This window comes from Rhodococcus sp. NPDC056516 (assembly GCF_042794655.1).
Lineage (GTDB): Bacteria > Actinomycetota > Actinomycetes > Mycobacteriales > Mycobacteriaceae > Rhodococcus_F.
In genome coordinates, this window is record NZ_JBHTTG010000001.1 from 342,501 (window position 1) to 359,514 (window position 17,014).

At 61.5% G+C, this 17,014-nt stretch carries 17 protein-coding genes; 9 read left to right on the top strand and 8 right to left on the bottom strand.

Annotated elements, in window-relative coordinates; genetic code table 11:
- The first annotated feature begins 143 nt into the window (after window positions 1-143).
- The gene (locus ACFQ6Y_RS01535; protein WP_378541944.1) at window positions 144-782 is read left to right on the top strand and encodes a YdcF family protein; all 639 of its coding nucleotides are present in this window, start codon (window positions 144-146) and stop codon (window positions 780-782) included.
- Window positions 783-784: 2 nt separating this feature from the next.
- Here the strand turns inward: ACFQ6Y_RS01535 and ACFQ6Y_RS01540 are convergent, their stop codons facing one another.
- Window positions 785-1,693 (bottom strand): AraC family transcriptional regulator, encoded by a 909-nt coding sequence (locus ACFQ6Y_RS01540; protein ID WP_378628184.1) that lies wholly within the window; start codon window positions 1,691-1,693, stop codon window positions 785-787.
- Window positions 1,694-1,868: 175 nt separating this feature from the next.
- Here ACFQ6Y_RS01540 and ACFQ6Y_RS01545 point away from each other — a divergent pair, with 175 nt between their 5' ends.
- Entirely contained in the window at window positions 1,869-2,561 is a 693-nt protein-coding gene (locus ACFQ6Y_RS01545; RefSeq protein WP_378530827.1) for an alpha/beta hydrolase, read from the top strand.
- A 55-nt stretch (window positions 2,562-2,616) separates the two neighbouring features.
- Here the strand turns inward: ACFQ6Y_RS01545 and ACFQ6Y_RS01550 are convergent, their stop codons facing one another.
- Complete coding sequence (locus ACFQ6Y_RS01550) at window positions 2,617-3,048, bottom strand: MarR family winged helix-turn-helix transcriptional regulator (RefSeq protein ID WP_378541948.1); 432 nt, start codon at window positions 3,046-3,048, stop codon at window positions 2,617-2,619.
- Between the two features lie 194 nt (window positions 3,049-3,242).
- On the bottom strand, window positions 3,243-3,911 hold the full coding sequence (locus tag ACFQ6Y_RS01555; RefSeq protein ID WP_378628188.1) for a DsbA family protein: 669 nt from the start codon (window positions 3,909-3,911) through the stop codon (window positions 3,243-3,245).
- Window positions 3,912-4,002: 91 nt separating this feature from the next.
- On the opposite strand from ACFQ6Y_RS01555, the gene ACFQ6Y_RS01560 reads away from it, so the two are divergent.
- Entirely contained in the window at window positions 4,003-4,878 is an 876-nt protein-coding gene (locus ACFQ6Y_RS01560; RefSeq protein WP_378541952.1) for a helix-turn-helix domain-containing protein, read from the top strand.
- On the opposite strand, the gene ACFQ6Y_RS01565 is transcribed toward ACFQ6Y_RS01560, so the two are convergent.
- The gene (locus tag ACFQ6Y_RS01565; RefSeq protein ID WP_378541954.1) at window positions 4,865-5,860 is read right to left on the bottom strand and encodes an ABC transporter substrate-binding protein; all 996 of its coding nucleotides are present in this window, start codon (window positions 5,858-5,860) and stop codon (window positions 4,865-4,867) included. The two genes, ACFQ6Y_RS01560 and ACFQ6Y_RS01565, sit on opposite strands and share 14 nt — an antisense overlap.
- Window positions 5,861-5,866: 6 nt before the next feature.
- Window positions 5,867-7,261: an MFS transporter gene (locus ACFQ6Y_RS01570; RefSeq protein WP_378541956.1), complete on the bottom strand. Its 1,395-nt coding sequence runs from the start codon at window positions 7,259-7,261 to the stop codon at window positions 5,867-5,869.
- A 119-nt stretch (window positions 7,262-7,380) separates the two neighbouring features.
- Between ACFQ6Y_RS01570 and ACFQ6Y_RS01575 the strand changes: the two genes are divergently transcribed.
- Entirely contained in the window at window positions 7,381-8,043 is a 663-nt protein-coding gene (locus ACFQ6Y_RS01575; protein ID WP_378530839.1) for a TetR/AcrR family transcriptional regulator, read from the top strand.
- A 7-nt stretch (window positions 8,044-8,050) separates the two neighbouring features.
- Here the strand turns inward: ACFQ6Y_RS01575 and ACFQ6Y_RS01580 are convergent, their stop codons facing one another.
- Window positions 8,051-9,271, bottom strand: coding sequence for an SfnB family sulfur acquisition oxidoreductase (locus ACFQ6Y_RS01580; protein WP_378541960.1), 1,221 nt, complete (start codon window positions 9,269-9,271; stop codon window positions 8,051-8,053).
- Window positions 9,272-9,369: 98 nt separating this feature from the next.
- Here ACFQ6Y_RS01580 and sfnG point away from each other — a divergent pair, with 98 nt between their 5' ends.
- Entirely contained in the window at window positions 9,370-10,494 is a 1,125-nt protein-coding gene (sfnG, locus tag ACFQ6Y_RS01585; RefSeq protein ID WP_378628191.1) for a dimethylsulfone monooxygenase SfnG, read from the top strand.
- A 12-nt stretch (window positions 10,495-10,506) separates the two neighbouring features.
- On the opposite strand, the gene ACFQ6Y_RS01590 is transcribed toward sfnG, so the two are convergent.
- Window positions 10,507-12,027: an aldehyde dehydrogenase family protein gene (locus ACFQ6Y_RS01590; RefSeq protein ID WP_378628194.1), complete on the bottom strand. Its 1,521-nt coding sequence runs from the start codon at window positions 12,025-12,027 to the stop codon at window positions 10,507-10,509.
- A gap of 127 nt (window positions 12,028-12,154) precedes the next feature.
- Between ACFQ6Y_RS01590 and ACFQ6Y_RS01595 the strand changes: the two genes are divergently transcribed.
- On the top strand, window positions 12,155-13,297 hold the full coding sequence (locus ACFQ6Y_RS01595) for an acyl-CoA dehydrogenase family protein (protein WP_283305417.1): 1,143 nt from the start codon (window positions 12,155-12,157) through the stop codon (window positions 13,295-13,297).
- Window positions 13,298-13,306: 9 nt separating this feature from the next.
- Entirely contained in the window at window positions 13,307-13,999 is a 693-nt protein-coding gene (locus ACFQ6Y_RS01600; RefSeq protein ID WP_378447447.1) for a GntR family transcriptional regulator, read from the top strand.
- 27 nt (window positions 14,000-14,026) lie between these two features.
- On the opposite strand, the gene ACFQ6Y_RS01605 is transcribed toward ACFQ6Y_RS01600, so the two are convergent.
- Entirely contained in the window at window positions 14,027-14,716 is a 690-nt protein-coding gene (locus ACFQ6Y_RS01605; protein WP_378628196.1) for a TetR/AcrR family transcriptional regulator, read from the bottom strand.
- A 44-nt stretch (window positions 14,717-14,760) separates the two neighbouring features.
- Here ACFQ6Y_RS01605 and ACFQ6Y_RS01610 point away from each other — a divergent pair, with 44 nt between their 5' ends.
- A complete protein-coding gene (locus tag ACFQ6Y_RS01610; RefSeq protein ID WP_378628198.1) occupies window positions 14,761-15,639 on the top strand; it encodes an oxygenase MpaB family protein in 879 nt (292 codons plus the stop codon).
- A gap of 104 nt (window positions 15,640-15,743) precedes the next feature.
- Window positions 15,744-16,883 carry a serine hydrolase domain-containing protein gene (locus ACFQ6Y_RS01615; RefSeq protein ID WP_378628200.1) on the top strand — a complete coding sequence of 380 codons (1,140 nt, stop codon included), beginning with the start codon at window positions 15,744-15,746 and terminating at the stop codon, window positions 16,881-16,883.
- Window positions 16,884-17,014 lie beyond the last annotated feature (131 nt).

Sequence of the window (17,014 nt, forward strand, 5' to 3'; positions counted from 1 at the left end):
TTCGAAACCAAATCGTTGTGAAACCTTCATGTTTAGTCTGTGTGACGGTCGGTGAACAGTAAATTTAGGTCAAATGATGCAATCGCGACAAAACGTTCGTTACCGTGTGCTGGACAACCGACAATTTTTGGGGGTTCGGCTACATGGCAAATGTTCGTAGGTCTCTGACGAAGGGATTGATTGCTGCTTCGGTAATCGCCGCAGCCGGTGTGGGATTGTCGCCGGCGACAGCGAGCGCCGACATCACTCCGACGACGGTCGTCAACGGCATCCTGTCGACGGTGGGTGGGTGCCAGACGCCGGTGCGATCCCTCATCCTTGCGTGCACGAGTGCTGAGACGCTGACGCGTCAGTCGCCGGTGTTGCTGGACCTCAATCCGGTGGGCACCAACATCGTCGTTCTCGGTGCAGGACTCTTCGATGACGGCACGATGCGTCCGATGCTGGTCGACCGACTTCAGGCGGCACTGCAGCTAGCTCGTCAGTACCCGCAGTCTCCGATCATTACGAGCGGTGGGGCACCGAAGTCGGGTGTCACTGAAGCCAGAGCCATGCGCGAATGGCTCGTCGCCAACGGCGTTGACCCGGGCCGGATCACCGAAGAAGGCACGTCGTGGTCCACGGTGGAGAACGCGCTGAACTCTGCGCGGATTCTCGCCGATCGAGGCGCGACCGGCGTGGTTGTGGTCTCGAGCGCCAATCACGTGGAGCGCGCGATGGTGGACTTCCGGGTTGCAGTTCTGGGCCGGATCCCGGTCGCCGGTGTGATCGCGGCGACCTGACGTCAGCGATTGTGGGAGTTGGATTTCCGCCAGTTCAACGGTGAGGCGTCGAATCGTCGACGGAAGGCGCGGCTGAACGCGGCATCGGATTCGTAGCCGACAGTTATTGCAATGGTTCCGACCGACTCGGTGGTTTGCACGAGTAGTTCGGCGGCGCGGTCGAGTCGGCGCTCGGTAATGTAAGCGCCGGGTGTCTGGCCGACCAGTCGCGAGAAGCGCTCTGCAAAAGACGATCTCGACAGCGTGGAGAGCGTGGCCAGTTCGTCGATGGTCCAGTTGCGTGACGGGTCGTTGTGTACGGCCTCGAGAGCCTGCCCGATTCGTGGATCCATGGCTGCGGTCAGCCATCCGCCGTTCGATCCGTCGACTCGTGCCCACGCTCTGAGAATCTGGACGAAGAGAAGGTCGAGAATCCGGGAAACCATCACGGAGGAACCAGGTTTCGGATCGTCCACCTCAGCACCCAACAGTCGGCTGCTCACCTCGAGCCACTCGACCGGGGTCCCCGGCGTCGCACGCAACTCGACGAAGTCCGGCAGAACTGAGAGCAGTCGCTGCGCTGCGACGTCGTCGAGTGTGAAAGTCCCGAACAGCCAACGAGTCTCGGTGATCGGAACCATCGGAATCGCATTCTCGATCGTGTGGGCAAGTCCGTGAGGCAACAGTACGAGTTCCCCGGGGCTGAGTTCGATCGGGGCCTTGCCCTGCGTTCTGATCACGATGTCACCGTGCTCGGCAATGTGAAGTGCACGCACCCCAGCGGGGACCTCCACGGTGAAGTTCTCGTCATGGACGCAGCGATGAATCTGGTCACCGCGTAGGTGAACGACTTCGAGAACGTGCGAGAGGGTATCCCGGGTTCGAGTCTCGTCGGTGGTGGGTACGTACCGCTGTGATGATGGGCTCGTCATGGATCGATCACTCCGGTGGTCTCGGGTATTCGGCGTTTCTGCACAAAAACTTGGCAATCTGGTCATGGTTATTGATCCAGGATCCCCTTAACGTGGGTAACAGGCAAGGCCCTGATTTCGAAGGCTTGCCGATCGTCGGAGTATTCGTCGCACTGCGTATCTGGAGGAGTTGGTCATGGCAGAGAAGGTAAACATCGTTTTGGTGCATGGAGCCTGGGGGGACGGTTCTCATTGGCGTCACGTCATACCCACCCTGCACAACGCCGGGCATCGAGTGGTTGCGGTTCAGAATCCACTTACTTCGCTCGCCGACGACGTGGACCGCACCAGGAAGCTGGCCGAATCGATGGACGGCCCGACCCTGCTGGTCGGACACTCGTACGGCGGCGCGGTGATCACCGGCGCGGGCCATGCGGAAAACGTTGTGGGACTGGTGTATATCGCTGCCTTCGCGCCGGACGAGGGTGACAGCCTGGGAAGTATCTTCGCCCGCACGGATCAGCCGGCGGGAGCGGCGAACATCGCGCCGGATGCCGAGGGCTTCTTGTGGATCGCCCCGGACAAGTTTCAGGAGAGCTTCAGCCAGGATCTCGACGACACCGAAGCATTGGTCATGGCATTGACGCAGAAACCCATTGCGGGTCAGTGCTTCTCGGACCCGTCAGGACCGCCGGCATGGCGCGGGAAGCCCAGTTGGTACCAGGTCTCAGGGCAGGATCGAATGATTCCGCCGGAGACCGAGCGATGGATGGCAGAGCGTATCGGTGCCCGCGAGATCGAGGAACTCGACGCAGGCCATGCATCGTTGGCGTCTCACCCACACGAGGTCACCCAGTTGATTCTGCGTGCTGCAGCCGAAGTGTCGTGACCCGGTAAGTTCGTCCGACTGTTCGAGTTGGCCCTAACCCACAAATGTTCTCGTGTCAGTCCTTGGCCTGAGCGAGCCGACGTAAGAGGGCTGTCAAAGTGGTGATGTCATCGGTGTCCCACTGCGCTAGACGAGCACGCCAGCGTTCGAGCTGCTGGGTGCGGTAAGTCGTGAGCTTCGTTCGGGCTTCGGGCGTCAGCGCGACCAACTTTGCGCGGGCATCGTCCGGATCGGGAATGCGTTCGACCAGACCAAGCCTGGCCGCTGCATCGATCTGCCGGGTCAGTGTCGACTTCTCGATGTTGAGTATCGAGATCAGGTCTGCCATCCGAACGGCGTCGGACCGGCTCAGGATCACGAGAACGTGGTACAGAGCGGGGTCGAGTTTGGGATGAATCGCGCGTGCGTCGTCGCGCGAGCGTGCCCGTCCCTTCTGCCACATGTCGGTAAGTTCCATCTCCAGGCCGGTGATCGGATCTGAAACCACAGGTTTTCCTCCCCTTGGTGCAATTTGTTCCGATGTTCATCAAACCAGAACGGGGAGGTGTGTGAATTCGGTGAACCGCTGCTGAGTGAAAGGTGCGGCTGTGTGAAGGTACGGCTGTGCGAAAGGCACGTTCGGCGTGCTGAAGGCGCTGAACGTACCTTTCGCTCGGGAAGGGGTGGCGAGGACGGGGGTGGTCAAGCCACCGCATACGCCCGCACGCACGTGTTCAGATCGCGGGTGAGATCGGCCGCGGTACTGGTCGGTGAACCGAATTTCACGACGGACCCGTCACTCCCGTGGAACAGCAGCGTCGGAAACGAAGTGGCGCCGAGCCTGCGTGCTCGCACGAAATCGGCGCGGGCGGCATCCTTCGAAGCGGCGGCGAACAGGGAAGACACCGCGGCAGAGGGGTCGAGTCCGAGCGATGTTGCAACAGTTCGGTACGTCTCGGGATCGGAGAGGCTGCGACCGTCTCGGTAGAACGCGATCTGCATGGCCTCCGCGATGTCGAGCGCGCGTGTCGGGTCTTGCGCGCGCAGCGCGGCGAGGCCGATCGCGGCATCCGTCGAATCCATGACGAACCGTCCGTCAGCCACCAGTTGTGAATATCCGTCACCGAAGACGGCTCCGGTCTGAGCTGCGATGGTGGCGTTGGCTGATTTGAGGTACGGAGCCGAAGACATAGGTGCGACGCGCTCGCCGGTGAACAGTCCGCCGCTGACTACGGACAAGTCGATGGAATCGGCATTTCGACGGACGAACTCCGTCAATGCAGGGCCGAAGCCGAAACACCATCCGCAATAGGCGTCGAAGACGTAGGTGAGTTGTGTCTTGCCTGCTGTTGTCGGGCCTGCTGATTTCACTGTGGATTCCTATCCGAGCGCGAACTGATTGATACTGTGACGGTATGTCGCATTCGGGTATTCGGTCACGGTGAAGATGAGTCCCGAACTAGTGAAAAACAGACAAGTACCCGTCCGGGACGTCGGGTACGCATCTTCGGTTGCTGATGCGACCGAGATCGAGGTTCTCAGCCTGGACACCATTCGCATCAACGGGGGGAGCGCCGAGTTCGTCGGCCCTCAACGTCCGCAGTTTCACCTACTCGCGCTGGTGACCGAGGGCTCGGCTCTACACACCATCGACTTCGTGAACTACGCGGTCAGCCCGGGGACTGTGTTCTGGGTCAGACCGGGGCAAGTGCAACAGTGGGGTCGAATCCAGGATTTCGAGGCGACGGTTGTTCTCTTCACGCCCTCGTCGCTCGATGCCGTCAGCCAGCAACTGTTGGACGGGAACGCTCACAGTCGGCAGGCCGCGTGGCAGTTGTCCGGCGAGAACCTCGAGACCATCAGCACGGGTATGAAACACCTGAATCTCAACTACGGCTGCCCGGATACTTCTGCGCCGGTCGTTCGCGCGGCCATTCTGCGGCACACGCTGACCGCAATTCTGTTGAAGCTGACCCATCTCGGTGGGCAGGAACAGAGCTCGGTGCTGGCGCACAATGACGTATTCGAAAGGTTCCATTCCGTTGTCGAACGTGACTTCGCCACGGTCCGTTCGGTTTCGGAGTACGCCAACAAGATCGGGTACTCCGAGAAGACTGTATTGCGGGCTACCCGAGCCGCGGCCGGAATGACGGCAAAGCAGTACATCGATCAGCGCGTGGTGCTCGAAGCGAAACGTCTACTGTCGTTCGGTACGGACACGGTCACCCAGGTGGCGTCGAAGTTGGGGTTCGACGATTCTGCGAACTTCACGAAGTTCTTCGCCACCCGGGTGGGTGTTTCTCCGCTGACTTTCCGTCAGGACGTCAGAGCGCGCTGAATGCCGCCCATCGCGCGTCGGCACTGTCGAGGGTTCCGATGCTGCTCTGCCCCTTGCCATGTGCGATGCCGTCCAGGTCTTGGATGATCCAGTAGATCGCAAACGGATGGCTGCCGAACCAGAGATCGCCGCTGACGTCCAGTGCGTGCGCCGGATCGGGCGCCAGGTTGTCGAACAGCGGAGTGTTTCGCACGATGGATGCGTCGTACTGCTGGCCGGACAGCACGGCGACGGTTTGCGCAGCATGCTCGGGCAGGAGCTCCGGGGAGACGGGTGAAATCGTGCCGGTGTCTTGATTGTTGGTCGCGTTGACTTCCGACACCGGCCTGGTGAAACCCGCCTCGGTGACCAATGTGGAGATGGGAGTGGTCGGTGGCACGGTGAACAGGTTTCCGCTGTAGCCGAGAAGTATTGCAAGGCTCTGGCCGGCCGCCGCGATCTTGACGTCTTCGAGACCGGATTCCAGCTTTTCGATCATCGCGGTTGCTTCGCTGTCTCGATCAAGCTGTGCCCCAGCCTGTTCCAGCACATCACGCCACGGTGCCGAGTAGGGGAGGACCAAGGTCGGCGCCACGGCGTTGATCTGAGCGAACAGACTCGGTAGTGGGCCGGCATTACTCATCAAGATCTCGTCGGGTTCGACCGACGCGATCTCCTCGACGGCGGGGTTGGCAAAGAAGGTCGGTTTGTCGAGAACTTCGACGCCCTGCTCGCGCAGAATTGTTTTGGCGACGTCCGATCGCAGGGTGCTGTAGACGACGGTGGGCTTCACACCGAGCGCGAGTGCACTCAGGCCCGCATACTCGTCGAGCGCGAGAATGCGCTGCGGTGATGCCGGAACTTCGACGGTGCCGAGTTCGTGTGTGACGGAGCGAGTTGCAGAAGCGGTGTCGGACTCGGCGGAGCTGCTGCACGCGCTTGCACCGGCAACGGTGAGGAGAAGCGCCGAGACGATGCCGAATGCGGTTCGGGTGGTGAACATCTGAGGTCAACGATCCATTCGTGGGAAGAAGAAGGACAGGAGGGTTCCGGCCAGTAGCAGGCCGGAGCAGACGAAGAGGGCTTGGGAGTATCCGGAAACCAGTGCTTCGGTCGGTGCGCTGTCCGAGCGCGCCGTCGAGGAAGCGGCGACGCTCACGAGAACGGCCAGTCCGAGTGAACCGCCGATCTGACGCGACGTGCTGAGCAGCCCGGATGCCATGCCGACTTCCTCGGGAGGAGCGTCGGCCGTGGCGACGTTGCTGAGCGGCATGAACGACAGACCGATGCCGATGCTCGCCAGAAGCGAAGGCACCAGGATGACGGCCCAAAAGGGGCTGTCGACGTTCATGGTCGAGAAGATGAAAGTTCCGATCGCTGCGACTGCTGTTCCGACTACGAGCAGCGGCCGAACTCCGTAGCGCGGAAGGAGTTTGGTGGACGCAAGGATGCCGATGACCAAGCCGAAGCAGAAGGGCAAGAAAGCCAGACCGGTGATGGTCGGCGAATAGCCCAGCCCACGTTGCAGGAAGAGTGAGACGAAGAAGAACGCGCTGAACTGTGCCGCGCACACCAGGCACATGATGGCGTTGGCCAGCCCGATTCGGGGTCGAAGCAGGGTGGACAGTCGTACCAGTGGGGTGGCACAGCGGCTTTCGACCACAACGAAGGCGGTCAGCAGGGCGATCGTGAGCGCGAATCCACCCAGCACGTAACCTGAAGTCCAGGAATGTGATTCGGTGGCGATGACGGTGCCGACCAGGGCGGTGATGCCCGTCGTCGCCAAGATGGCCCCAGGGAGATCGAGGGAGCCGCCTCTGGCGGCTTGGCCGGCCGGCAGTCCACGGGCGCCGGCAACTGCGGCGAGCAGGGCCACCGGTGCGCCGGCGAACATCACCCATCGCCAACTGAGCCCTTCGGTCAAGATGCCACTCAGTACGACACCGAGTGCGCCGCCGAGCGCTGATGACATTGCCCCGATGCCGAATGCCTTCGCCCTGGCCCGTCCGGTGGGAAAGGCTTGGCTGAGGGCGGCGAGCCCGGCCGGCGCGATCATCGCAGCGCCGACGCCTTGAAGCGCCCGAGCTCCGACAAGCATCTCGGCGGACACGGAGAAGGTGCCGACGATGCTGACGAAGGCGAACAGCAGAAGCCCGGAAACCAGAACCCGACGAGTGCCCATTACGTCGCACAGACGGCCGCCGAGAAGCAGCAGTCCGCCGAAGGCGAGGGCGTACGCGTTGACGACCCAGGACAATCCGGCGTCGGAGAAGTTCAGTGATTTCTGGATGTCGGGCAGTGCGACGTTGATGACCGACATGTCGAAGGCCACCAGGAACTGTGCTGCCGCGGCGGCTGTGAGGATCAGAGCAGGCGCCGCTACCGCCCGGGTTGTTGTTGTCATTGCAGGTAACCAATTTGTATACGCGTTCTCATAAGTAGTTAGGTTTACCTTGCTGAGGGCTGAGATGCAAGGGGTTCCCCGGGCGAGAGCGTCGTAGCCGGGGCGCGCACAATCGACGGATGGCCGAAAAGATGGAACCGCGATCACCGCGGCTCGGACGTCCCCCGACGATCACGTCGGAGCAGATCGTCGACGAAGCGAAACGGCAACTTCAGTCCGGTGGCGCCGACGCATTGAGCATGCGAGCGTTGGCGAAGTCGCTCGGCACCACACCGATGGCGCTGTACCGGCACGTGGGCGACAAGGAACAGCTGATCAGTGCGGTTCTCGATGTGTACTCACAAGACCTCGGTTCACTGGTTCTGCCACAGGATCAGGTCGAGCGCCTTCGCATGATCTTTTCCGCGATCTTCGAAAAGCTGGCGTCGGAGCGCTGGATCATCGAGTTGCTTCAGCGCGGAGGGCGCGGCGGGAGCGGCGCTGTGGTCTTGGTGGACCGGGCCATGGCCGCGTGTGTCGAACTCGGTATGTCGCCGCGTCGCGCACTGTTGGTCTATCGAGCACTGTGGAACTACACGCTCGGTGCGCTGCTCAACATCTACGACACCACGACGCGGCCGGAAGGCAGTGTGTCACCTCTCGCGGTCAAGATCCGGGAAATCGGGCCCGAGAAACTGCCGGTACTCAGTGAGGTGCTCGAAGACTGGCCTGCAGGGACGACGACTGAGAGTTACTTGGAAGGTCTCGACGTCTTGATCAGCGGTTACGTGAATTCCGGCTAGTCGGCGATTACAGCAGGCCGTGCCTCGGTGGGATTGTCCCGGACAGCGTCCAGCGCCCGATGTGTTGGACCTTCCATCGGGTCGGATCGTGGAGGGTGTGGGTGCGTGCGTCACGCCAGAACCGCGAGAGGTTCGCAGACTCGCCTGCGCTTCGGGTACCGCCGATTTCGAACAACGTGCTCGTAGCCGCCAATGATGCCCTGGCGCCGACCACCTTGGCAGTTGCGGCGTCGATGGACGCTCGGGCTGTGGAGTCCTCGGTGGGATCACGACGCGCCACGTCGATCGATCGCGCTGCCTCCGCCAAGAGGGATCGGGCAGCGCGAACCTCGATAGCCGCTTCGCCTGCGAGTTGAACGAGCAGTGGATCCTCCACCGCCGTATCGACTTTCGCCTCGAAGAAGGGACGTGCTTTCGCGGCGAGTTCCACGGATTCGCGCAGTGCGGCTGACGCGATGCCGGTGTCGATCGCGGCGTGCAGTATCTGTGCCTGTGCCCCGTAGGTGGTCGGATGCGCGAACAGCGATGTGAAGGGTACGACGTTGAACCGCGGCACCGACACGGATTCCAGGGTCACGGTTCCGCTTGCAGTTGTCTTCTGCCCCATACCGTCCCAGTCGTCGACGATCGACAGTCCGGGTGTATTCCGAGGTAGGTAGACCACGGATTTCACTTGCGCACCGGTCTCGGTGAACTGATCCGCATTGGCCGCCCGCACCACGATCCAGTCTGCGAAGAGCGCTCCCGTGCAATAGAACTTGCGACCTTCGAGCAGAAAGTCTTCGCCGTCGGGAGTGAGAGTGGTGCCGTCGATGTCGATGGTCTTGTTGCCGCGCTCGCTCTGGGCGTTGGCGAACTGCTTACCCGACAATGCCTCGGCGTAGAAGAACTGCTTCTGCTCGTTCGACCCCTGATACCGAAGCGCTTCCAGGAAGGTGAAGTGGCTGTGGGGAATCTGCGCGATGCTGGGATCACCTTCGGCGAGTAGACGGAAGACCTCGGTCAACGTCTCGGTGCTCGCGTCGATTCCACCGAACTCCCTCGGCACCGAGAGTCCGAGCAGGCCGGACTTCGCCAGGGCGCGGACCTCGTCGTGGGGAAGAAGGCGCTGCGCATCGCGGACGCCGGCACCTGCCGCGAACTCGGCGGACAGCTGCGACGCCACCGAGAGAGCCTCGTCTTCGCTGGTGATGCGGTGCGCGATCTCCTGAATGTCCACAGCAGTCATGCTGCCACCGTTTCACGGTCGTAGCACCCACCCAACACTTACAACCTGTGTGATCGCTACCCTGGAAATAGCCGGGAACTGCATGTTTGCTGGACATTATGTCTACTGAACGTATCGCCGACGAGATCAAGTTCGCCTACTGGGTGCCCAATGTCAGTGGTGGTCTGGTCACCTCCGACATCGAGCAGCGGACCAGCTGGGACTACGAGTACAACAAGAAGCTGGCGCAAACTGCCGAGAACAACGGCTTCGAGTACGCCCTGAGTCAGGTTCGCTACGAGGCGAGTTACGGGGCCGAGTTCCAGCACGAATCCACGAGCTTCAGCCTCGCGCTACTCCTGGCAACGGAGAAGCTCAAGGTGATCGCCGCGGTACACCCCGGACTCTGGCAGCCGGCAGTGTTGGCGAAACTGGGTGCTACCGCTGACCATCTGTCGAACGGTCGATTTGCCGTCAACGTCGTCAGCGGTTGGTTCAAGGACGAGTTCACTCACCTCGGTGAGCCATGGCTCGAGCACGACGAGCGCTATCGGCGTAGCGCCGAATTCCTTCAGGTTCTTCGCAAGATCTGGACCGAGGACGACGTCGATTTCCGCGGAGACTTCTACCGCATTCACGACTTCACGTTGAAGCCGAAGCCGCTCAACACTCCGGAGCGTCCCAATCCCGAACTGTTCCAAGGTGGTAACTCGGCGGCAGCCCGCGAGAACGCCGGCCGCTATTCGGATTGGTACTTCAGCAACGGCAAGGACTACGACGGAGTCACCGAACAGTTGGTCGACGTTCGCCGGGTTGCTCGCGAGAACGATCGGGAGGTGAAGTTCGGGCTCAACGGGTTCATCATCGCCCGCGACACCGAGGCCGAAGCAAAAGACACGCTGCGGGAAATCATCGCCAAGGCCAACCGCCCTGCGGTCGAGGGGTTCAAGAATGCAGTTCAGCAGGCAGGCGCGTCGACCGCGGCCAAGGACGGCATGTGGGCGGATTCCAAGTTCGAGGACCTGGTTCAGTACAACGACGGCTTCCGCTCGCAACTGATCGGCACGCCGGAGCAGATCGCTCATCGGATCGTCGAATATCGCCGTCGCGGTGTCGATCTGATTCTCGGTGGGTTCCTCCACTTCCAGGAAGAGATCGAGTACTTCGGGGCCAAGGTGCTTCCGCTGGTTCGTGAACTCGAAGCAGCCGACAGTGCCGAACAGGTGCTCGTCACTGCCGGCTGATCGGCTGACCTCTCAGGACTTTGCGTGGCGCTTCGCCAGCATCCAACGGGAGATCTTCATGTCTCGAGCTTTTCTCTCGATGGTCAGCAGGTCCAGCGGAGCGTTGAACTTCTGAACGGCAAGTGATTTCACGCTGCTGAACTCACGCAGACCGTCAGCTCCGTGGATACGGCCGAATCCGGAATCGCCGACCCCGCCGAACGGCAGGGCGGCGATTCCGGCGAATCCGAGAACCGAATTGACCGTGACGACACCGCATTCGAGCCTCTCGGCAATCGCTCGGCCCTTCGACGAACTCTTGGTGAACACCGAGGCGCCCAAGCCGTACTTCGACGCGTTGGCGCGCTCGATCCCCTCGTTCATGTCGGCCACCTTGTTCACCACCACGCTCGGGCCGAACGTTTCCTCGGTGATCGCAGTGGAATCCTCCGGAACATCCGTCAGGATGATCGGATCGATGAACGGACCGTTGAACGAATCAAGTCCGCCGAGTACAGCTTTCGCACCGCGTCCGAGAGCGTCTTCGATCTGACCCCGGACTATCGCAGTCTGCTTTCCCAACGTCATCGGCCCGTAGGTCGAGCTGTCGGTGGCGCCGGCGTGGGCGTCCCGTAGTGCGGCCGTGAGTTTGGACAGGAAAGCGTCGTACACGGGTGCTATGACGTAGATTCGCTCGACGCCGGCGCAGGTCTGTCCGCCGTTGCCCACTGCCCCGAACGCGGCGAAGCTGACGGCTGCATCGAGGTTGGCGTCGGAGTCCACCAGCATGGCGTCCTTGCCGCCACATTCGGCGACCAGAGGAGTGAGGGTGTCCGCGCAGGCGGCCATCACACGCTTCGCCGTAGCGGTCGAACCGGTGAATGCGATCTTGTCGACACCGGACGAACACAGAAGTGCGCCGGTTTTGCCGTCACCGGTAATGGTCTGCAGGACAGGGTGTCCGGGTGCAGCGATGTTCCACAAGCGGGCCAATTCGACGCCGACGCCCGGTGAGAGTTCGCTCGGTTTGAACACGACGGCGTTACCGGCGGCCAGTGCGTAGCCGATCGACCCCATCGGTGTGTACAGCGGATAGTTCCAGGGACCGATCACGCCGACGACGCCCATCGGCCGGTAGCCGACTGAGGCAGACTGGTTGGCGCTGATCAGTCCTGCGCCGACGCGTCTGCGGCGCAACACTTTCTGTGCGTTGCGTGCCGCCCAGTCGAGATGTTCGACGGCCAGCATGACTTCGAGTAGTGCGTCGTCGCTGGGCTTTCCCGTCTCGGCGGAAATGATCGCCGCCATCGATTCGGCGTGAGTGGCGATTGCGGCGCGGAAATTACCGAGCACTTTCCGGCGGCCTTGGAATCCGAGTTGATCCCACCACTTCGATGCGGTGCGAGCTGCGGCGACTGCCTTTTCGATCGCCTGCTGGTCGGCGATGGGGTGCTGCGCGACCACGGAGTCGTTGCGAGGGTCGAGGCTCGCGAAGGTGTGGTCGTCCGATTTCGGATCTGTAGACGTGCTCTGGCGGCCGAGCTGTTCTGTCATGTTCTTCAGATCCTCCACATGTCGGTGCATCACATATATGTGATGTGATTTACTGTGCTGGTAGTCACAGTATGCGTCGGACGGTGCTCCGACAAGCCTCCAGCCTCATCTCACTCGGGAGTTTTCGATGTACATGGATTTCACGCAGGAGCAGTCTGATTTCGCCAAGTCGGTAGCGGCGTTCTGCAAGAAGGAAAGTGGGACCCGTGAGCAGCGAGATCTGCTGACCGATCATGGCGCCCACAATCACAACCAGGCGTTCTACGAGAAGATGGCCGAATTGGGATGGCTCGGACTGACCGTGCCGGAGGAGTACGGCGGATCGGCCGGAAGCACGGTTGACCTGTGCATCTTCCTGGAGGAAGCCGCCAAAGGGATGGCGCCGATCGGTGGACTCGGCCCGACCGTCATCACCGGGGCCGCGTACGAGAAGTTCGGAAGTCCGGAGCAGAAGGAGGCAGTGCTCGGCGGGATCGTCCGCGGCGCGTCCCAGTCGATCTCGATGTCCGAACCCGAAGCAGGTTCCGACGTGGGCAATTTGAGTTGCCGCGCCGAGAAGGTCGACGGTGGGTGGCTGATCAACGGACAGAAGACGTGGTGTTCCAACGCGCACTTCGCCGAGAACATCCTCCTGGTGGCTCGTACGTCCAGAGGCGAAGGCAAGCATGAGGGCCTGACGATGTTCCATGTCCCGGCGGACATCTCCGGACTGAAGATCAGCGGAATCGACACCATGGGCGGCAAGGAGGTCAACGATCTGTACTTCACCGACACGTTGCTGCCCGAGGACGCGGTGGTCGGGGAAGTCGGCAACGGCTGGCGTCAACTCATGGCCGGACTCAACATCGAACGCCTCATCCTCGCTGCGATGATGCTCGGGACCGCACAGCGCGCTTTCGACGACACCCTCGAATTCGTCACCACGCGTAAGCAGTTCGGCCGTCCGGTCGGATCGTTCCAGGCGCTTCGCCACCGGATCGCGGATCTCGCCACCGAGATCGAATGTGGCCGTCTGCTGGTCTACAGCGTGGCCCGGATGGTCGACGCAAACCCGACCAAGATGTTCCCGCGGGAAGCGTCGATGGCCAAGCTCAAGCTGACCGAGACCGCCAAGAAGGTCGCGCTCGAGGGGATGCAGATGATGGGTGGGTACGGTTACGCGACTGAGTTCGACATGGAGCATCATGTGCGAAAGACTCTTGTGTCCTCCATTTATGGTGGTACCAACGAGATTCAGCGAGACATCATCGGCAAAACGTACGGACTGTGAGGATCGGTTGTGGCAACGTCTGCACGCACTCGGAGAGCGACATCTGAGCTGAGGAGACGGCCACAGTTGTCGGAGGACGTGGCCAACCACGTTCGCAACCTGATCATGTCCGGCTCGGTTCGTCCGGGCGAGTTCGTCAGGCTGGACGAAACCGCAGCCGACCTCGGGGTCAGCGTCACGCCGGTGCGAGAAGCCCTCGTCGCATTACGCGGCGAGGGGATGGTCGAGTTGGTTCCGCATCGCGGCTATCTCGTTTCACCCCTCAGCCGCCAGGACATCGAAGATATCTTCTGGTTGCAGGGGCAGATCGCGGTCAAGCTGGCATTGCGGGCGATGGACAGCATCACCGCTGATCAACTGGTGGAACTCACGGAGCTCAATGCCGATTTGCGAGCGGCGGTCGACGCCTCGGATGCAGCTGCGATCGAGCAGTGCGAATTCGAGTTCCATCGCCTGATCAATCGCGCTGCAGGCGGAGCGAAACTGGCGTGGTTCCTGTTCGGCGCGATTCGGTACACCCCTGCTCGTCTCTACGCGACCGATCCCGGATGGGGTGAGCTTGCGGTATCGAGTCACGACAGCCTGATCGAGGCGTTCGAAAAAGGTGACCGTGAGCAGGTCGACGCGCAGATGGGTCTGCAGTTCTCCGACGGCGCTGCCCGACTGCTGGCGCACCTCGACAACATCGGTATCTGGGACTGAATCAGGAACTCACGACGGAGCAGGAACTCAAGACGGAGGTAGGGCGGGAGCGAGCAGGATCGCCGCACACTCGGCGACCAGTTCTTCTTCCGTCACGTCGATGTACCCGTCGAGCCATGCACTGAGGGTTTGCGCCAGACCGCCGACCAGGAACGTTGCCGTCAGGGTCAGATGACCGCTGTCGTTCAATCGGTAGAAGGTCTTGGCGTTGGCAGCGAGGAGACCGACGAATATCGTCGTCGAGGCTTGGCGTTTCTCGGCCAGGACAGGGCTCGTCAGGGCGCTGGAGAACAGAAGACGTCCGCGGCGGGGATCGTTCGCGATAGTGCGGACGATGTTCGCGATTCCGGCGAGCGCCTTGCCGCGTTCGGTCTCGGCGGCGTCCACCGCAGCCTGGGTTGAAACGGCGATATCCGTGATGACTGTGTCGTAGACGGCCGACATCAATGCATCACGATCGGTGAAGCTCTCGTAGAAGTACCTCGCCGCGACACCGGCCTGCTTGCACACTCCTCGGACCGTCAGTTCGGGTTCGGTCGACCCCATGAGTTCCAGGCCGGCCTCGATCAGCGTCTCCCGTCGTTGGGCTACGCGCAGCGCGCCATCGACGCCACCGTACGAACGCGGTTGGTCATTCATGAAGACCATCTTGGCATCTCGGTGTTGATTGAAATCTCGGCGTTGCTTGACATCTCGACATTTCAGCGTTTCACTCATCTGAGAACGTGCGTTCGCAGATGCGACTTTGAAGGGGTTCTGCCATGACGGTGAGTAGGGATTCGATCGACGGGTGCGGGAAAACGTCGACAAGTGTTGACGCCAAAGCGATCGACATCGACGCGGAAGTCGAAAAGGCGATGTCCGGACTCGGGTTGTTGGCCGCCGGCGCGAACGTCATCATGCAGTTGGCGCGTCCGGCGGTGGGGTACGGCGTATACGAGAGTAAGGTCGAGACAGGCCGGTTGGACCGACACCCGGCCAAGCGAACCCGGACGACGCTGACGTATCTCGCGGTCGCGAGCCTGGCGACGGACGAAGAAAAGAAGCTGTACCGACGCGCAGTCAACGGCTCGCACAAGCACGTTCGCTCCGACGAGAACAGCGCAGTCGAGTACAACGCGTTCGATCCCCAACTGCAATTGTGGGTTGCCGCCTGCCTGTATCGAGGCTTCGAGGACGTGTACAAAATTCTGTACGGCGATCTCGATCCCGTGACCCAGGACGCGTTCTATCAGCGCAGCGCGACCTTCGGTACGACTCTTCAAATGCGCCGCGACATGTGGCCGGCGGACCGGGATGCGTTCGAGGTCTACTGGAACGAGAACCTCGGCAAGGTGGCCATCGACGAGACGATTCGTGAGCATCTGTACGGGATCGCGTCGGCGACATTCACGCCGAAGTTGTTGCATCCCGTGGTCGGCCCGTTCAATCGATTCGTCACCACCGGGTTCCTTCCCCAGGTCTTTCGTGACGAGATGCGGCTCCCGTGGTCAGTGCGTCGGCAGCGTAATTTCGACCGATCCATGCGCGTCGCCGCGCTGGTCAATCGGTTCAGTCCGAAGATTCTGCGGATGTTCCCCTACAACTTCTATCTCTGGGATCTGCGTCGGCGCATCGCCAAGGGAATTCCGTTGGTCTGAACAAACTCTCGGACCTGAAGTGATTGACACCACAGGCAAATTGGACACATACTCAAGATAGTTGAAGTTGACGTCAAGTTTCATCATTCCTGTGGAGGCTGTCAGTGGCGAACATCGAAGGCGTATGTGACCAGCGATTCTCTGGTTTGAAGGAGGCACTGGCACGCAATCTCGATACCGGCGAGGATGTCGGGGCAGCGATAGCACTGACGATCGACGGCGAATCCGTCGTCGACATGTGGGGCGGTTGGGTCGACGTCGAGCACACCGCTCCTTGGGCCCGCGACACCGTCACCAACGTCTGGTCCTGCAGCAAGACCGTGACCGCACTGGCCGCGCTCATGCTCGTCGACCGCGGCCTGCTGGATCTCGACGCCCCGGTCGCGCAGTACTGGCCCGAGTTCGCCGCAGCAGGCAAGGATCGTATTCAGGTACGGCAACTGCTGTCGCACACCTCGGGTGTGTCGGGGTGGGATCAACCCTTCACCCTCGAGAACATCTGCGACGACGAGTACGCCACCGCCCGGTTGGCGACTCAGGCCCCCTGGTGGGAACCGGGTACGGCATCCGGATATCACGCCCTCAACTACGGTCACCTGATCGGTGAGGTCGTCAGGCGCATCGACGGACGAACCCTCGGCCGCTTCATCGACGAGGAAATTGCCGGTCCGCTCGATGCTGATTTCCGCCTGGGCTTGCCGAAGTCCGAGTACGGGCGAGTCTCGAATGTCATTGCACCACCGCCGTTGCCGATCGACATCGCGGCACTCGGGATGGACAGCATCATGGTGAAGACCTTCACCGCACCGCCGGCCGACGCTACAGGTTCGTGGACCGACGGGTGGCGCGCCGCCGAGATCGGCGCGGCCAACGGTCATTCGAATGCGAGGGCGCTCGCACGCATCCAGTCGGTGATCGCGTGCGGAGGCAAGGTCGGTGACGTCCGTCTGCTGTCGGAGGAGACCATCGACAAGATCTTCGAGGAGCAGTCGTACGGGGTCGACCTCGTCCTCGGTGTGCCGGTTCGATTCGGCGTCGGATTCGGCTTGCCGACGCCCGAGTCCGTCCCGTTCATTCCGGAGGGGCGAATTTGTTTCTGGGGTGGTTGGGGAGGCTCGCAGATCATCATCGACACCGACAAGCGCATGACGTTTTCGTACGTGATGAACAAGATGGGGCCGGGTCTGCTCGGTTCGGAGCGATCGGCGCAGTACGTATCGGCCGCCTACGACGCGCTGACCTGATCGGCCATTCCCGAATCCGGCAGAACGGTTTGTTTGTCCATCGCTGACTATGCTGCCGGATATGCCAGTGTGCTCCGGGGGGAAATCAGCATGTCCGCTACGTCGAAGTGTGCCCGAAAGTTCCAGACCTG